The sequence below is a fragment of the Bacillus sp. z14 (2026) genome, from assembly GCF_058313575.1.
Genome location: NZ_JBZFQK010000002.1, coordinates 687,079 through 705,966, shown reverse-complemented (window position 1 = coordinate 705,966; position 18,888 = coordinate 687,079). Strand labels below are relative to the sequence as shown.

Below are 18,888 nucleotides of genomic sequence, written 5' to 3'. Positions count from 1 at the left end.
GGCGCAAAATCCAATGGATGTTCACGCCAGCTTGCCAGAGATTTATTTTTTAATCTAAGTTCCACTCATCTTGCGGACCCAATAAAGCTGCTGCATAGGAGTCTGTAAAAATATCTTCTATACACTGATTTACGCTGTTAAGCGAAACAGCATCGATTAATTCAACTATGTCATCAAGAGTTCGATGTCTACCCAATAACAGCTCATTTTTACCGTTACGGCTCATTCGGCTGTTTGTGCTTTCTAAGCTTAGCATCAAACTTCCTTTCAGCTGCTCTTTACAGTTATCAAGCTCTTTGGCAGTAATGCCGTCATTACGCAATTCAGTAAGAGTTTCCTGTATTGTATCATAAAGCTGATGAACTTGATTTGCCCCTGTTCCACCATAAATAACCACCATACCATTATCCTGATAGGAGGTATGATAGGAATAGACACTGTAAGCAAGCCCTTTTTCTTCTCGCACATTTTGGAATAAACGGCTGCTCATAGATCCTCCAAGTACATTGTTCAGAGTGATTAAGCTATAAATATTTTCATTGCCTATATCATAACCGTTATACCCAAGACATAAATGGGCTTGTTCGGTATCTTTTTTTCTGACAATCTTATTGGTATGGAAAGTTGGTTTTTCCAATTCAGGACGTGCTGTACCGCCTTCATAGCTTCCAAATAAACCTTCAACCTGCTTGATAAAACTCTCATCCACATTTCCTGCAATCGAGATTACCACTTTATCAGGTGTATAGTGATTATAGACATATTGTTTCAATGTCTCTGAATTAATGGTATCAAGAATTTTATCTGTACCTAAAATAGGGTAACCAAGCGGGTGTTTTTCGTAAACAGCCTGGCTTAAAATATCATGAACAATATCATCAGGTGTGTCTTCATACATCTTAATCTCTTCGCAAACTACATTTTTTTCTTTTTTCAATTCCTCTTCAGCAAATGTAGAATTAAAGAACATATCACCAAGAACATCCAGCGCATAAGGTGCATGATCGTCCAATACTTTGGCATAGTAGCACGTATATTCTTTTGAGGTGAAAGCATTTACCTGACCGCCAATCCGATCAAATGATTCGGCTATTTCTTTGGCAGATCTTGTTGTTGTTCCTTTAAAAAACATATGCTCCAAGAAATGCGAAATTCCATTATTTAAGGAATCTTCATTTCGGGAACCGGTTTTAATCCAAACACCAATCGCCACTGAACGAACAGTAGGGATTGTTTCCAATACGATACGGACCCCATTTTGACAAGTATATTTTTTTATCAACAAATGTTCCTCCTATTCATGATGCCCCTCTTTATTACCATACCCAATATGTATACATTTTTATAGCATAGAGAAACTTTCCCGCCAAAATAAAGGCAGGAAAGTCTTCAGGGACTTATACGTTCTTCTTTGAATGCCTCACTGACAGGTACAATTTTATATTCCTTCTCAATGTTCTTGATTAATATATCCATTGATTTTGATGTTGATTCTGTTGGGTGCATAAGAATAAGCGCACCTTTATGTATGTGGTCAAGGACCCTTTTTGTTAAGACTTCCGGTGTGGGTTTTTTCCAATCTACTGTATCAACTGTCCATAATATGGTTTCCATTCCAAGACTTGCTGCAACCTTAACTGTACGATCATTAAAACTTCCGCTCGGAGGTCCAAATAGCTTAGGAGTATATCCTGTTACCTCCTGGATGACCCGGTTTGTTTCGCTGATTTCTTTCTCGGCAGCCGCAGCTGATAATTGTTGCATATTTGGATGAGTATATGAATGATTCCCTAATTCATGACCGGCTGCTGCTATCCGCTTGGCTAGATCCGGATTATTCTTTACCCAGCGTCCTTCCAATACAAATGTAGCATGAATCTTATGTCTCTTTAAAGTGTCCAGCATTCCTTCAATATACTCATTACCCCAGGCTACATTAATAATAAAGGATACAACGGGTTTATTTGGATTCGCACGGTATATTGGCGATGGTGACAAGTCTTGTAAATGAACATTAGGGCTGTTTTCTTTGAAAATGAGTTGAGCTTCCTGAAATTTACCCTTAGTTTTCATCTTTTTATAAGATTTCTCAATGTTGACCTGAATGCCATTGTATCCGGGTGTTTTCTTCCACACCTTATCTATAACAGCGTCTACAGGCTCTTGATTATATGTTTTAGCTGCTTGTTCAATTTGTTGGTACAGTTCATCATTTGTATTTGTAACATAAGCGACAGTTCCATTTGGAATACCTTTTACATATTGGTCCATAAATGAGCTTTGCACCAACACCCATGATATAACGCAAATGGTACAAAATGCAAGAAATTGCAACAATTTTTTATCCATCTCTTCTCCTCCTCACACAAAATGTATGAGCAGGTAGGACAGGTTAGAACCGCAAGAATCCATAATTAGATATGAACATGATTAAAAGACTAGGAAACCAATGTCTCCTAGCCGACCAAGTCATGTTTATTTCTGTTCTGCTTTTTCTTTTTGTTCTTTTAGAACTGCTTTACGAGAAAGGTTGACTCTTCCTTGTCTGTCTATTTCAGTTACCTTAACAAGGATCTCATCACCAATTTTTACTACATCCTCGACTTTTCCTACACGTTCTTCTGCCAGTTCAGAAATGTGGACAAGACCATCTTTACCTTTGAAGATTTCAACGAAGCATCCAAATTTCTCAATACGTTTAACCGTACCAAGATAAATTTGGCCAACTTCAACTTCGCGTACCAAATCTTCAATAATCGTTTTAGCCTTTTCATTCATTTCCTGATCAGTGGATGCGATGTAGATTGTACCATCCTGCTCGATATCAATTTTTACACCGGTTTCTTCAATAATTTTATTGATTTGTTTTCCGCTTGGTCCAATAACGTCTCTGATTTTGTCAGGTTTAATAGCCATCGTTAAAATCTTAGGCGCATATTGAGAAAGATTTTTTCTTGGCTGCTCTAATGTGCTTGTAAGGTGATTCAGAATATGATTCCGGCCCTTTTGAGCTTGCATTAATGCTTCCTCTAAGATTTCACGAGTCAGACCTGCAATTTTTATGTCCATTTGAAGTGCAGTTACACCTTTTGCTGTACCTGCTACTTTAAAGTCCATATCTCCCAAGTGGTCTTCCATTCCTTGAATATCGGAAAGAACTGTATAATGTTCTCCCTTTTTAATAAGACCCATTGCAATTCCTGCTACCGGCGCTTTAATTGGAACACCCGCATCCATTAATGCCAATGTGCTTGCACAAATACTTGCCTGAGACGTAGAGCCATTAGATTCAAGTACTTCTGACACAAGACGAATAGTATATGGAAAATCATTTTCATTTGGAATAACCGGCTCAAGCGCTCTCTCACCTAATGCACCATGTCCGATTTCACGTCTGCCTGGTCCTCTGATAGGTCCAGTTTCACCAACGCTGAAATGCGGGAAATTATAATGATGCATGAAACGTTTAGACTCTTCAAGGCCAAGCCCGTCCAATATCTGAACATCTCCTAATGCACCCAGTGTAGCAATAGAAAGGGCTTGAGTTTGTCCACGAGTAAATAATCCGGAACCATGAGTACGAGGCAATAAGCCAACTTCAGAGGATAATGGACGAATTTCTTCAGGACTTCTTCCATCAGGGCGGATTTTCTCTTCCGTAATTAAACGGCGAACTTCATCCTTCACCAATTTACTCAAGATTTCATTTACTTGCTTAAGCTTTTCTTCATCAGCTTCTTTTTCTTCAAAGACAGCAACAACTTTTTCTCTTACTGCTTTGATTGCATCTTCACGAGCATGTTTTTCTTGAACTTGCACAGCAGTGTTCATTTCTTCTAAACACATACCTTTAACTTCCTCGATTAATTCTGCATCTAGCTCATAAAGAGTTATTTCACGTTTTTCTTTACCAACTGCAGCCACAATCTCATTTTGGAATGCAATCAGTTTCTTGATTTCATCATGTCCAAACATGATAGCTTCCAGCATGGTTTCTTCCGGCACTTCCTGTGCTCCTGCTTCAACCATGTTAATAGCATCCATTGTTCCTGCAACAGTTAAATGAATATCACTGTTTTCAAGTTGTTCGATCGTTGGGTTAATGACAAACTTACCATCAACGCGACCTACAATAACACCGGCAATTGGTCCTTCAAACGGGATATCAGAAACACAAAGTGCCAATGAGGATCCGAACATAGCTGCCATTTCAGTTGGGCAGTTTTGATCTACACTAAGAACCATACTGACTACTTGTACATCATTACGGAACCCATCTGCGAACAGCGGGCGAATTGGACGGTCGATTAGACGACTTGTAAGTACCGCTTTTTCACTTGGTCTACCCTCACGTTTAATGAACCCTCCAGGGATTTTACCTACTGCGTATAATTTTTCTTCATAGCTTACAGTTAATGGGAAGAAATCTAAATTCTTCGGTTCCTTTGAAGCTACAGCTGTACTTAATACGGCTGAATCGCCATAGCGAATCAAAGCAGCACCATTAGCTTGCTTTGCTAATTGGCCGATTTCAACCGTTAATGGACGTCCTGCCCAATCTAAAGAAAATGTGCGTTTTGTTTGCTCCATTTCTTCATTGCTCCTCTCTACTTACAATAATCTTACAAAATTTATCCTGTTTCTCATCATTTTGACAAGATCTGTTGGATTTCAATCAAATTAATATTAGTATACTCCATAGTTGTCGAGTTAAAAAGCGACATTACCCTTTAACTTTCCTCTTTCTCCTCTATGTATAACAAAAAAGCGGGAAAAATCCCGCTTTTTCTGAGTAGTTTATCGACGTAAACCAAGCTTGTTGATTAATTCGCGATAACGAGTAACGTCTTTATTACGCAGGTAAGTAAGTAAGTTACGACGTTTACCTACCATTTTCAAAAGACCGCGACGTGAGTGGTGATCTTTCTTGTGAGTGCGTAAGTGTTCGTTAAGTGTGTTGATTTGTTCAGTAAGGACAGCGATCTGAACTTCTGGAGAACCAGTGTCGCTCTCATGAGTTTTGTACTCATTAATGATCTCATTTTTACGCTCTTGCGTTAATGCCATCCTAATTCACCTCCTAAAATTTTCAAAATCCCCTATTCCTGAGCGAACGTTGGTGATGCGCTTAGCCAAGGAAAGGTTCTTTTCATACGATATTAAGAATACTACTTCTCGGTTAAAAAAGCAAGTACTTAATTCACTCCAAAATATTCTATTGCGAATTGTTTATCTTTTTCAAGCTGAGTAACCAATTGTTCCACAGAGCTGAATTTCTGTTCACTCCGTATGCGTTTATGCCACTCTACCACAACTCTCTCTTGATAGATATCAGCCTCAAAATCTAATAGATGTACTTCTATAGTGGGAATCTCTTCTTTTTCCGTATGAAAAGTAGGTTTATAGCCTACATTACATATACCATTATACCAATTACCGCGTACTTTCATACGTACGCAATAAACTCCGGTACCAGGAAGATAATAATCGGGGTCCACTTCTATATTGGCAGTAGGAAACCCTAATAGCCTCCCGCGTTTCTCTCCATCTACAATACATCCTTTAACAGTGAAATACCTGCTTAATAATTGATTAATTGTTTCAGTATGGCCGTTAATTAATTCCTCTCGAATACGAGTTGAACTGATTTTTTCCTCTCCAATATCTTGCTTTGACACGGTTGTTACATCAAACATACCCTTTGCATGGTGCGGAAGAGTTTCCATAGTTCCTCTTCCATATTGTCCATATGAATAATCAAAGCCGGCAACCACATGCTGAATATGCAATGAAATCAAATAATCATCCACAAATTTTTGTGGTGAAAGACTTGAAAAATCAGGTGTGAATTGGACAATAAAAAGATAATCCAACCCCATGTTCTTCATTAATTCAATTTTATCCTGCAATGGTGTCAAGAGCCTCACGTGCTTTATATGTTTATTCAAAATGACAGATGGGTGAGGATCAAATGTCATCACCGCTGTTGCCAGCCCTTTTTCTTCACCAATTTGTTTTACCGTTTCAAAAACCTTTTGATGGCCAATATGAACGCCATCAAAATAACCAAGAGCTACTGCTATTGGCGGAAAGTCCCCCCGCTTATAGTCATGGGGATGTGTAATATTGATTATTTTCATCTCTATTCCCCTCTAATTTCAATCTCCATCCATATCATACTATATAAATGGAATAACTTTAACCGGTTTACACAATCCTTTTTTCTCTGGATGATGCTGATAAATTGCCATTAGTTCTTCTTGTTCATTAAAAATAGCAAAAGGACTCTCCGTATTTTCGGCAGATAGGTTGTCAGAGGTCAGTACAGCACCATTACGGACTTTTTCTGCAATTTCACTGGAAACCTTAATAATCGGCAGATTGGGAACACCTTCTTCTATAGGCTTCAGTACGTCGCTTACAGTGCCCTTCTCCGCATGTAAAGCCAGCTGTTCAAGTGTAATTGCCTCCTCAAGGGTGAAAGCCGCTGAGCGTGACCTGATGAGCTTAGACATATGGGCTGGATAACCTAATTGGTCACCTATCATGCAGGAGAGCGTTCTGATATACGTTCCTTTCCCACATGAGACACGAAAAGAAAACGAAATGGATTCACCTTCAAATAGTTCTCTATCGTCCAAAAGTTCGATTTCATAAATATTCACCTTACGCGAGGGGATGTCTACCTTTTCTCCCTTTAATGCGTACTCATACAAGCGCTTTCCATTTACTTTAACAGCTGAGTAGATTGGAGGTGTTTGAACAATCGTTCCTGTGAGCGAGTTCAAAATCTCGATAATCTCAGTACGTTTTATCGGCTTCTCAATTACCTTCTTATCCACCATGTCGCCCGAAGCATCTTCTGTGGTTGTGGACCAGCCAATAGTCACTTCACCTATGTATTCTTTACCAGCATCCGTTATGTACTCCGCAACTCTGGTTGCTTTTCCAAGACATATAGGCAGTACACCTGTGACATCCGGATCCAACGTTCCTGTATGTCCGACTTTTTTCATCCTCAGTATTTTTCTGACTTTCATAATACAGTCATGAGAAGTAAATCCTGCCGGTTTATTGAGAATCAGGATTCCATTTAACTCTTCCATCACTATCACCCTGTTCTCCTAATTTTTTATATAAAAAGGGGATAGACATAACGTCTATCCTAGTCCTTATTCATTGGGTTCTCTATTTTCCTGATGAATTTGATGCAATAGATTTTCAATTCTGTTTCCATAGTCAATCGACTCATCAAATTCAAAAATAATTTCCGGAGTTTTTCGTAATCGAATACGCTGGCCCAGCTCAGAACGAATAAATCCAGTAGCTTTAGCAAGACCTTTAAGTGTATCTTCTCTTTTTTCGGCATCACCGAGAACCGATATATAGACTTTGGCTTGCTGAAGGTCTCCAGAAACTTCAACATCTGTGACAGTCACAAATCCAACTCGTGGATCTTTGATTTTTCTGCCAAGTATATCACTGAGTTCTTTTTTCATTTGCTCTCCCACACGGGTAGCTCTAAGGCTCATATTTTTCACCTCTTTTAAAGCCATTCTATATTTGTCGCAATACTCTCCAATTCAGGAAAAGAATCGAGGTAGGATAATGCTTTTTGCAATTCCCTTTCAGAACTGGTTCTGGACGACGAGACAACCACGATTGCGATAACCGTGCGTTGCCACATGTCCTGATAGTCAACCTCTGCGACAGAAACATTAAATTTTTGTTTTAATCGCGTCATAACGCGCTGCAGAACCGCTCTTTTTTCCTTTAAGGATTGAGCATTAGGAATCAAACATTCACATTCTGCCGCAGCAATCATGCTCTTTTAATTTCTTCCATTACATATGCTTCGATAACATCGCCTTCTTTAATATCATTAAAGTTTTTGATCGTTATTCCGCATTCGTAGCCTTGAGCTACTTCTTTCACGTCATCTTTGAAGCGTTTAAGTGTATCCAGTTCACCTTCAAAGATTACGATGCCTTCACGGATTAGACGGATTCCACTGTTACGTGTAATCTTACCATCTGTTACATAGCTTCCTGCAATTGTTCCTACTTTGGAAATTTTAATGGTTTGACGAACTTCAGCCTGACCGATTACTTTCTCCTCATACTCAGGATCAAGCATCCCTTTCATCGCTGCTTCGATTTCTTCGATTGCTTTATAGATAATTCTGTGCAGACGTACATCTACTTTTTCAGCTTCAGCAGCACGCTTAGCATTAACATCCGGACGCACGTTGAAACCAATTACAATTGCATTAGAGGCAGTCGCTAAAATAATATCGGATTCAGTAATTGCACCAACACCCGCATGAATAATTTTAACTTTTACGCCTTCAACCTCAATTTTTTGCAAGGAAGCAGCTACCGCTTCAACAGAACCTTGAACATCACCTTTTACAATGATATTAATTTCTTTTACTTCCCCTTGTTTTAATTGATCAAACAAGTTTTCAAGTGTTACACGGGAGCTTTCATTACGTGAAGCTAAGATATGTCTTTGAGCACGAGCTTCCCCAACCTGGCGTGCTGTTTTTTCATCTTCAAATACAACGAAGCGATCGCCTGCCTGAGGCACCTCGTTTAATCCGGTAATTTCAATCGGAGTGGATGGACCCGCTTCTTTAACACGGCGGCCTAAATCATTTACCATCGCACGTACTTTACCAAAAGTATCTCCAACAACAATTGGATCTCCTATACGCAGTGTTCCATTTTGAACAAGTAAAGTAGCGACAGATCCACGTCCTTTATCCAATTCCGCTTCAATAACCGTACCAATGGCTTTACGTTTAGGATTTGCCTTATATTCATTTACTTCACTTACAAGTAAAATCATTTCAAGCAATGTCTCGATACCTTCACCTTTTTTCGCAGACATTGGTACAAAAATAGTATCCCCGCCCCACTCTTCTGGTACCAGGCCATTTTCAACCAATTCCTGTTTTACGCGATCAGGATTAGCTCCTTCTTTATCCATCTTGTTAACTGCCACAATAATTGGAACCTCTGCTGCTTTAGCATGGTTAATCGCTTCAACTGTTTGTGGCATTACTCCATCGTCAGCAGCTACAACGATAATTGTAATATCCGTTACTTGAGCACCACGCGCACGCATTGTAGTGAAGGCAGCATGTCCCGGTGTATCAAGGAACGTGATTTTCTTACCATCTACCTCAACTTGATAAGCACCGATATGCTGCGTAATTCCGCCTGCTTCGCCTTCAGTAACTTTTGTATTTCTGATTGCATCCAGCAATGTTGTTTTACCATGGTCAACGTGACCCATAATCGTAACTACTGCCGGTCTTTCCACTGTATTTTCATCTGGATTTTCATCATCCGCAATGACAGCTTCAAGATCTGTTACATCAATTTTAATGATTTCTTCTACTTCTACGCCATAATCAGCACAAATAAGTTCAATTGCATCTTTATCTAATTCTGCATTAATCGTTGCCATGACTCCAAGCATAAATAGTTTTTTAATAATTTCACTTGGTTCACGATAAATCTTTTTACTTAACTCCTGCACAGACAGAGATTCGGTGAATGTGATTTTCTCCGGTAATTCTCTTTCTTTTCTAGGTGTTGGTTGATAAGTTGACTTACTTTGATGACGTTGGTTATTTTTTTTATTTCGATTATTTCTGAAGTTACCTCTTTTTTGATTATCTTGCACGCTTTTTTTCCCTTCATTACCCTTAGATGCCGGTTTATTCTTTGTATTTTGATTAGTTCCCTGGTTATTCCTCGTTGCTGTTACACCAGGATTAGGTCTTGCGGAACTTTGAGATTGCCTTGAAGCTTGCTGGCCACCTCTTTGCTGGTTACTATTTGTTTGCTGTTTTTGTTGTTGCCCGTTTATATTTCCTCGGTTTTGGTTCTGGTTCTGATTTTGACTAGTTCTAGTTTGGTTAGTATTTTGAGGTTTCTCGGTATTTATCTTTTCCGATTTAGGATTAAACAGTTTTTCTAATTTTTCTACTGCCTGATCCTCTAGAGCCGTCATATGATTATTGACGTCAATCCCCATATCTTTAAGTTTATTAATTACCACTTTACTAGAAACATTGTTCTTCTTCGCATATTCATATACACGTACTTTACCCATTCCTTCACCCCCGAATTAGTTAATCGAGCAAGGAGATTAATTTCTTTGCAAATCCATCATCAAGTACAGCGACTACCACTCTTGAATCCTTGCCTATTGCTTGACCAAGCACGGTTCGGTTTTCAACTCGGCATATCGGTACTTTGTAAAAATGACATTTGTCGGTGATTTTCTTTTCCGTATTTAAAGAAGCATCTTTTGATAATAAAACTATTTTCGCTCGACGAGAGCGTATTTCTTTTATAACCAATTCTTCCCCGGAAATAACTTTTCTCGCTCGATATGCGAGTCCCAAAAGGGACATCCATTGTTTTTGCATCATGGTCGTGATTTGTTCTCCTTAGCAGCCAGCTTTAAAAGTTCTTCGTATATAGAAGAATCTACATCTGCCTCCAGATGATTAGATAGGCTATTCTTCTTTTTGGCAGCGTTAATGGCTTCCTCAGATAGGCTCAAATAGGCCCCGCGGCCTGATTTCTTGCCGGTCGGATCTATTGAAACCTCTCCTTCCTTGGAGCGAACAATCCGGATCATTTCTTTTTTTGGTTTCATTTCACCGGTGCCGATACATTTTCTCAGCGGTACTTTCTTTCGGTTGTTCACCATTTTCACCTCACCAATAGGATCATTCTTCTGTTTCATCATCGAGTCCGAAAGTAAAGCCTTTAAATTCGAGCTCGTCTTCATCACTTTCTTCAGTCAGGCGATTAACAGGATAGATTCCCGCTTCACGCGCATCTGTTTCACTCTTAATATCTATCTTCCACCCAGTAAGCTTTGCAGCAAGGCGAGCATTTTGCCCACGTTTACCAATTGCCAGGGAAAGCTGATAGTCAGGTACAATAACTGTTGTTGCCTTCTCTTCTTCATTCACAATGACTTCAAGTACTTTTGAAGGACTTAAAGCATTAGCTACGAAAACAACAGGGTCATCTGACCATTTTACGATATCAATTTTTTCGCCTTTTAGTTCGTTTACAATCGCTTGAACACGTTGGCCTTTAGGACCTACACAAGCACCTACCGGATCCACCTCATGATTATCAGTATGAACTGATATTTTTGAGCGGTCTCCTGCTTCACGGGCAACAGATTTAATTTCAACTGTGCCGTCAAAAATCTCAGGCACCTCAAGTTCAAATAATCTCTTTAAAAGGCCCGGATGTGTACGTGAAACGAAAATTTGCGGCCCTTTTGAAGTTTTTTCTACTTTTGTTAGAAATACTTTATAACGTTCATGCGGTTGATAGGATTCATTCGGCATCTGCTCATTGGCTGGAAGCAATGCTTCTGTTTTACCGAGAGCTACATATATATATTTAGAATCACGGCGTTGGACAATTCCAGTCATAATGTCTTCTTCACGGTCAATAAATTCATTGTATACAATGCCTCTTTCAGCTTCACGTACACGTTGAGTTACAACTTGCTTAGCTGTTTGAGCTGCGATACGACCAAAGTTTTTTGGTGTAACTTCAAGCTCCAGAACATCTTCAACTTCATAGTTTGGATTGATGCTTTTTGCTTCTTCCAAAGAGATCTCAAGGCGGGAATCAAAAACTTCATCAACAATTTCTTTACGAGCAAATACACGCATGGATCCATTCACCAAATTAAAATCCACACGGACATTTTGAGCCTGATTAAAATTTCTCTTATAGGCTGATACAAGAGCGGCTTCAATCGCCTCTACGAGCACATCCCTTGAAATTCCTTTTTCCTTTTCTAAAATGGTCAGTGCATCGAGTAATTCATTACTCATTTTACTAATCCCCTCCTTACAATCTTAAACCCTTATGAAAAACTAATCGCTAATCTTGCCTTGGCAATCTTATCATAAGGAATAGTTATTTCCTTTTTACGTGTTTTAATTTTAATTTCGATTATAACGGTGTCACCATCAAAATCTTTTAAGATACCTTCAAACTCTTTTTCATTATCAATCGGTTCATATGTTTTAATATGTACATTTTTACCGACTGCCTTCATAAAATCGCTATCTTTTTTTAATGGGCGTTCAGCACCTGGAGAAGAAACCTCCAGGAAATAGTTATTGGAAATTGGATCTTTTTCATCGAGCTTCTCGCTCAACCTTTCAGAAACAATACCGCATTCTTCAATGTCCACACCGTTTTCCTTATCGATATACACTCTAAGGAACCAGTTTCTGCCCTCTTTTACATACTCTACTTCAACGAGCTCGAGGTTTAATTCTTCGAGGATCGGGGCAGCCATTTCCTCGACAATCTCAGTGACTTTCTTGCTCATGCTTTCACTCCTTTACGTCTATGTAAACGACTGAATATCATCCTAATACAAACGAAAGAGTGGGTTTCCCCACTCTTTAGCACATACGTATCAGCAGTAATTCTTACTTGAATATAACATAAAGAGTTGGTTTTTGCAAATTAGCGATTCTGTATCAGAATAAAGAAAGTTGGTTTTGATCAGGCATATCGCCCAAGCAACCGTGATTATCCAAGTATTCTAATATAGTTTTGGAAACTTTGCCTCTTTGCTGCAAATCTTCTTTAGATAAAAATTCGCCGTTTTCTCTAGCTTTCACAATATTGAAAGCCGCATTCGTTCCAAGTCCTGGGATTGAATTGAACGGTGGAATTAAAGTATTTCCGTCAATAATAAATTCATTTGCACTGGATCGATATAAATCAACTTTTTGGAAGCTATATCCTCGCTCACACATTTCAAGTGCTATTTCAAGAACAGTCATCAAGTTTTTCTCTTTAGTAGAGGCTTCGAGACCTTTTTGATTGATTTCATCAATGCGGGAACGAATCATTTCTGATCCTTTCACCATCGCATCAAGGTCAAAATCATCTGCACGAACCGTGAAATAAGCTGCGTAGTACAGGAGTGCATGGTGCACTTTAAAATAAGCAATTCGGACAGCCATTAATACATATGCTGCCGCATGGGCTTTCGGGAACATATATTTAATCTTTTTACATGAGCCAATATACCATCCTGGTACATTGTTCTTCAGCATTTCTTCTTCCATTTCCTCAGAGAGCCCTTTCCCCTTACGGACAGACTCCATAATTTTGAAGGCAAGTGATGGATCAAGACCCTGATAAATTAAATACACCATAATATCATCACGACAGCCAATTACCTGGCTTAGATTACAAATATTATCCTGAATCAATTCCTGTGCATTGCCCAGCCACACATCTGTACCGTGTGAGAGCCCGGATATTTGAACAAGCTCTGCAAAAGTGGTTGGCTTAGTATCCTCAAGCATTTGCCTTACAAAACGAGTACCAAATTCCGGTACACCCAGTGTACCTGTTTTGCAATTGATTTGTTCTGCAGTAACACCAAGTACTTCCGGTGTACTGAAAATCTTCATGACTTCAGGATCGTCTGTAGGAATCGTTTTTGGATCTATTCCGCTTAAATCCTGTAGCATCCGGATTACAGTTGGATCATCATGACCCAGAATATCAAGCTTCAAAATATTATCATGGATGGAATGGAAGTCGAAGTGAGTCGTTTTCCATTCAGAGTCACTCGCATCAGCCGGGAACTGGATAGGCGAGAAATCATAAATATCCATATAATCAGGAACTACAATAATTCCGCCCGGATGCTGCCCGGTTGTACGCTTAACACCTGTACATCCACTTACTAAACGATCTGTTTCTGCTGAACGGAAATGAAGATTATTTTCCTGGGCATATCCTCTAACATATCCATATGCCGTTTTTTCAGCTACCGTACCAATCGTTCCTGCTCGATATACATAATCTTCACCAAACAGGACTTTTGTGTAATTATGAGCCTGCGGCTGATATTCACCTGAGAAGTTTAAGTCAATATCTGGAACTTTGTCCCCCTTGAAGCCAAGGAATGTTTCAAACGGAATATCATGTCCATCTTTCACATAGCTTACAGCGCAGTCCGGACAATCCTTATCTGGGAGGTCAAAACCTGACCCGACCGATCCATCATTAAAGAATTCAGACTTCTTGCACTTCGGACATACATAATGGGGAGGCAATGGATTCACTTCCGTTATTTCAGTCATCGTTGCCACAAAGGATGAACCTACGGAACCACGGGATCCAACCAAGTATCCATCATCAAGTGATTTCTTAACCAGCTTATGCGAAATTAAGTAAATAACCGCAAATCCATGACCAATGATACTCTTCAATTCTTTTTCAAGACGAGCTTCCACGATCTCCGGCAAATTTTCACCGTAGATCATCCGTGCTCTTGTATAGCTCATTTCCCGAATATCCTCTTCAGCACCCTCGATTTTCGGTGTATATAAATCATCTTTAATCGGTTTGATTTCATCAATTAAATCGGCAATTTTATTGGTGTTTGTTACAACAATTTCTTTTGCTTTTTCTTGCCCAAGGAACGAGAAGCAATTCATCATCTCATCTGTTGTACGGAAATGTACATCAGGCAAGCTGTGGCGATTTAGAGGGTTTGCTCCCCCTTGTGAATTGATTAATATTTTTCGATAGATTTTATCATTTGGATTCAGGTAATGAACATTGCCTGTCGCCACAACTGGTTTGTTTAATTTCTCTCCCAGCTTTACAATATTGGCGATTATAGATTCAAGAGCCTTATCGCTTTGAACCAGTTCCATTTCGATAAGAGGAGCGTAAACTTCTTTTGGATGCACCTCAAGATAATCATAGAATTCAGCGACATCCTCTGCCTCTTCAAATGATTTTTGCATCATATTTTCAAATACTTCGCCGCGATCACAGCCGGATCCAACCAAAATCCCTTCTCGATATTGCAAAAGGACGGATCTTGGAATCCTTGGGACACGGTAAAAATAATCAATATGAGCAATGGAAACAAGCTTAAATAAATTCTTTAAACCTTCCTGTGTTTGCGCGAGTAATGTGCAATGATACGGACGCGCTCTCTGGAATGCCTTTCCTTTTCCCATATTGTCATTTAATTGATTATGATTCGTAATGCCTTTTTCATTGGCATCCTTTAACATTTTCATTAACAAATGACCGGTTGTTTCAGCATCATAAATCGCACGGTGATGCTGAACAAGCTCAACATCAAATTTTTTCGCCAAATTATTCAGGCGGTGATTTTTCAAATCCGGATAGAGGAAACGAGCCAGCTCCAATGTATCTATGACCGGGTTGGTGGCTTTACCAAACCCAAGCTTTTTATAACCCATATTCAAGAAGCCCATATCAAAGCTCGCGTTATGCGCAACAAAAATTGCATCCTCAGACCAATCCCTGAACTTCGTCAAAACTTCATCGACTTCTGGAGCATTCTCTACAAGGTCATCGGTAATCCCTGTTAAATTAATGGTTGTAGATGATAATTTATGATGTGGATTGGCAAAAGACTCAAAGCGATCAATAATCTCACCATTTTTCATCTTAACTGCCGCAAGCTCGATAATGGTGTCATATATGGCAGAAAGTCCTGTTGTTTCCACGTCAAATACAACATATGTGCTTTCTTCCAAATTTAAATCTGCCGTATTGTAAGCAATCGGCACGCCATCATCCACTAAATTTACTTCTACGCCATATAAGATTTTAATATTATTTTTCTTTCCGGCAGCGTAAGCCTCAGGGAATGACTGTGCGACCGCATGATCTGTTATAGCAATCGCTTTATGTCCCCACTTAGCTGCCTGGGACACTAGTGTAGAGACAGGTGTAACAGCGTCCATTTGGCTCATTGGTGTATGCAAATGTAATTCAACACGCTTTTCATCTTCGGGTGCTGTATCCTTACGATTTTTACCTGCTATTTCATTAATATCATTTGCAATCATTACTAAGTCACGGACGAATGTATCATTTTGTACACTTCCTTGTACACGTACCCACATACCTTTTTTCACACGTGCCAATTGGCTTGCGTCTTCTCTGTCGCGTGAGAACATTTTAACAAGAATGCTATTTGTATAATCCGTAATTTTAAAGGTTAATAAGGTGCGTCCGCTCTTTAGCTCTCTTGTTTCAGCATCGAAGACATACCCTTCAACGGCAATTCGACGTTCTTCTTCAACTATCTCATCAAGTGTCTTAAAATCAGCATCCGGCTTGATTTTGTACCCGATAACCAATGGGCCTTCAGGTACTCCGCCATCATCCTTAGCCTCTGCGGCCTTCTTCATATCCTGAACTGCCTGCAGAGCTTTTTCTTCATCTTCTATTTGCTTTTGCTTTTTGAATGTCTCCATTGCCTCACTGTATGCATCTTTATCTACAATGGCATCGAGCTGCAATGGCGGAAAACCAAAACGCTGATAAACTTCTGAAATTAAGCCGGTATATTTCCGTTTAAGCTGGCCGGCCTCTGCATCGTTACGAGCAGTTACAATCAGCTTATTCCCTTCAACCTTTGGAGCTTGTCCATGCAATAATTCCAGAATTGCCGGAGAAATTCCATCGATTTCGCTAATACAGTTTTTCCAATAATCCGTAATCAATTCATTCGTGATGAGTGGATTCCTAACCTCAACCGAATACCCGACAGTGGCTATTGGAGAAAAGACCTGCATTAATTGTGTCGTAAATCTGGTCCAAATACTGCAAGGAATTATATGTTCAAATCTGAAAAAGAAATGCCATTTGCGGGCAACTTTTTCAATGATTACTTTATCGATTTCCGCATTAGAAAAATGCACAACAACCGCATCTTCCGTCAGCTGAAGTTGCTGGAGCAACGTTCTGAATTTATCTTGTTTAATACGAGAATTCTCTTCCATTTCTATCTCTCCCAAACGTCATTCTCCTTTTCCGTCTTGTAATTATAACACAACTCTTTTTTATTCAAATCCCTTCTTGCAAAGATTAATGCTTTCATCAATTCAGAAAACACCTTTAGCCATACTTATTAAAAACCGGTGTTGGGAGTAAAAAGCATTATCCAAACCTTAAAACAACTTATCAAAAAAAATCGGCACGTAAAAAACAAGCTCTCCCCATTGCAAAAGGGAGAGCTTGTACTTTAATATTTTACAGGATTTCGTTTAATCGACCAGCAAGATCAGTAACAGGCACTTCAAAACTTTCCCCTGTTCGTCTCACTTTAACTTCTACGATTCCTTCGGCAGCTTTTTTACCAACTGTGACTCGAACAGGTAGTCCAATTAAATCAGAATCAGCAAATTTAACACCGGCACGTTCATTTCGGTCATCCATTAATACATCATATCCAGCTTGCATAAGCTCGTCATATAATTTCTCACCTAGATTCCGTTGATTTTCATCCTTCATATTAACCGGAATAAGATGCACTTGATATGGAGCTATATTAGCAGGCCACATTAAACCTTTTTCATCATTAAATTGCTCAGCAATCGCCGCAACGGTTCTGGATACTCCAATTCCATAGCAACCCATAATCATCGGCTGACTGCGACCATTTTCATCCAAGTACGTACCGTTCATTGCTTCACTGTATCGTGTCCCTAACTTAAATACATGACCCACTTCTATTCCTTTAGCAAACTGAATGGTTCCTTTTCCATCTGGAGAAGCATCACCAGCCTGTATAAAACGAAGATCTTCATATTTCACATTAGTAAAATCACGGTCAGGATTTACATTAATGTAATGTACCCCTTCTTCATTAGCTCCACAAACCGCATTTTCCAAAACTTCAACAGCGAAATCAGCAATAATTGTCACGCGGTTTAGGTCCACTCCAATTGGTCCAATAGAACCAACGCTGCAATTCAGTAGATCCTTTGTCTCCTCCGGACTTGCGGGTTCAACGATTGTAGCATTAAAGATATTTTTTAGTTTAATATCATTTAATTCATGATCTCCTCTGATCAATACAAGCACAAACTGATCGTCCACTTTCCAAAGAAGTGATTTAATACACTTATCATTAGTTGTATTTAAATATCTTGATACTTCTTCGATTGTTTTTTGATCAGGTGTTGATACTTTAGTCAGTTCTTTAAGCTCTTCACCTGTTTTTACAGCCGTGTTAACAACAGGTGCCATTTCAATATTAGCTGCAAAGTCAGATGTATCCGAATAAGCGATTGTGTCCTCACCTATTTCAGAAAGCACCATAAATTCATGTGTATCTTTTCCGCCCATAGCTCCCGAATCTGCTATAACCGCTCTGAAATCAAGACCACAACGGCTGAAAATATTGGAATAGGCTGTAAAGATACGATCATACACTTCATCCAGGCTTTCCTGGCTGGAATGGAAAGAATACGCATCCTTCATAATAAATTCACGGCCGCGAAGCAAGCCGAAACGAGGACGCTTTTCATCGCGGAATTTTGTTTGAATTTGATAAAGAGTTAGAGGTAAACGTTTGTATGATTTCACCTCATCACGAAGTAAGCTTGTAATGACTTCTTCATGGGTTGGTCCCATTGCAAATTCACGATTATGGCGGTCATGCATTCTCATTAACTCAGGACCATAGGAATACCATCTGCCGGATTCCTGCCATAGCTCTGCCTGCTGCAGTGTCGGCATTAGTAATTCTACCGCTCCTGCGCGCTCCATCTCTTCTCGAATAATTTTTTCAACATTTTGGATTACTTTTAAACCAAGTGGAAGATAACTATATATTCCACTTGCATTTTGGCGCATAAATCCGGCACGAAGCAATAATTGATGACTTTTTACTTCAGCGTCTGATGGCACCTCTCTTAATGTTGGAATCATCGTCATACTTTGTCTCATATCTATTCACCTTTCTATCCTAATCACTTTACTTTATGTATAGCAGGAGCTTAACACGTGTTTAGCCCCC

At 39.4% G+C, this 18,888-nt stretch carries 15 protein-coding genes; all 15 read right to left on the bottom strand.

Going from position 1 to position 18,888, the window contains the following annotated elements; translation table 11 throughout:
• Positions 1-49: 49 nt before the first annotated feature.
• Positions 50-1,282, bottom strand: coding sequence for a M16 family metallopeptidase (locus tag AC4G3O_RS09515; RefSeq protein WP_490551801.1), 1,233 nt, complete (start codon positions 1,280-1,282; stop codon positions 50-52).
• 107 nt (positions 1,283-1,389) lie between these two features.
• Complete coding sequence (locus AC4G3O_RS09510) at positions 1,390-2,349, bottom strand: polysaccharide deacetylase family protein (RefSeq protein ID WP_139891223.1); 960 nt, start codon at positions 2,347-2,349, stop codon at positions 1,390-1,392.
• A gap of 126 nt (positions 2,350-2,475) precedes the next feature.
• Positions 2,476-4,590, bottom strand: coding sequence for a polyribonucleotide nucleotidyltransferase (pnp, locus tag AC4G3O_RS09505; protein WP_066100333.1), 2,115 nt, complete (start codon positions 4,588-4,590; stop codon positions 2,476-2,478).
• Between the two features lie 207 nt (positions 4,591-4,797).
• A complete protein-coding gene (rpsO, locus tag AC4G3O_RS09500) occupies positions 4,798-5,067 on the bottom strand; it encodes a 30S ribosomal protein S15 (RefSeq protein WP_066100335.1) in 270 nt (89 codons plus the stop codon).
• Between the two features lie 128 nt (positions 5,068-5,195).
• A complete protein-coding gene (ribF, locus tag AC4G3O_RS09495) occupies positions 5,196-6,140 on the bottom strand; it encodes a bifunctional riboflavin kinase/FAD synthetase (RefSeq protein ID WP_491136096.1) in 945 nt (314 codons plus the stop codon).
• 39 nt (positions 6,141-6,179) lie between these two features.
• Complete coding sequence (truB, locus tag AC4G3O_RS09490; RefSeq protein WP_491136095.1) at positions 6,180-7,106, bottom strand: tRNA pseudouridine(55) synthase TruB; 927 nt, start codon at positions 7,104-7,106, stop codon at positions 6,180-6,182.
• A gap of 66 nt (positions 7,107-7,172) precedes the next feature.
• Positions 7,173-7,532 (bottom strand): 30S ribosome-binding factor RbfA, encoded by a 360-nt coding sequence (gene rbfA / locus AC4G3O_RS09485; protein WP_491136094.1) that lies wholly within the window; start codon positions 7,530-7,532, stop codon positions 7,173-7,175.
• A gap of 14 nt (positions 7,533-7,546) precedes the next feature.
• Positions 7,547-7,825: a DUF503 domain-containing protein gene (locus AC4G3O_RS09480; protein WP_066100337.1), complete on the bottom strand. Its 279-nt coding sequence runs from the start codon at positions 7,823-7,825 to the stop codon at positions 7,547-7,549.
• Positions 7,822-10,125, bottom strand: coding sequence for a translation initiation factor IF-2 (gene infB, locus AC4G3O_RS09475; RefSeq protein WP_066100338.1), 2,304 nt, complete (start codon positions 10,123-10,125; stop codon positions 7,822-7,824). Before infB ends, AC4G3O_RS09480 begins: the two co-directional genes overlap by 4 nt.
• Positions 10,126-10,144: 19 nt before the next feature.
• Entirely contained in the window at positions 10,145-10,447 is a 303-nt protein-coding gene (locus tag AC4G3O_RS09470; protein ID WP_139891224.1) for a YlxQ family RNA-binding protein, read from the bottom strand.
• Positions 10,444-10,731, bottom strand: coding sequence for an RNase P modulator RnpM (rnpM, locus tag AC4G3O_RS09465; RefSeq protein ID WP_066102270.1), 288 nt, complete (start codon positions 10,729-10,731; stop codon positions 10,444-10,446). The genes AC4G3O_RS09470 and rnpM overlap by 4 nt, the downstream gene beginning before the upstream one ends.
• A 19-nt stretch (positions 10,732-10,750) precedes the next feature.
• Positions 10,751-11,887: a transcription termination factor NusA gene (gene nusA, locus AC4G3O_RS09460; RefSeq protein WP_066100344.1), complete on the bottom strand. Its 1,137-nt coding sequence runs from the start codon at positions 11,885-11,887 to the stop codon at positions 10,751-10,753.
• 32 nt (positions 11,888-11,919) lie between these two features.
• Positions 11,920-12,393 carry a ribosome maturation factor RimP gene (gene rimP / locus AC4G3O_RS09455; RefSeq protein WP_066100348.1) on the bottom strand — a complete coding sequence of 158 codons (474 nt, stop codon included), beginning with the start codon at positions 12,391-12,393 and terminating at the stop codon, positions 11,920-11,922.
• 154 nt (positions 12,394-12,547) lie between these two features.
• Positions 12,548-16,867 carry a PolC-type DNA polymerase III gene (locus tag AC4G3O_RS09450; RefSeq protein ID WP_491136181.1) on the bottom strand — a complete coding sequence of 1,440 codons (4,320 nt, stop codon included), beginning with the start codon at positions 16,865-16,867 and terminating at the stop codon, positions 12,548-12,550.
• A 250-nt stretch (positions 16,868-17,117) separates the two neighbouring features.
• Positions 17,118-18,818 (bottom strand): proline--tRNA ligase, encoded by a 1,701-nt coding sequence (locus AC4G3O_RS09445; protein ID WP_491136093.1) that lies wholly within the window; start codon positions 18,816-18,818, stop codon positions 17,118-17,120.
• Positions 18,819-18,888: the final 70 nt, after the last annotated feature.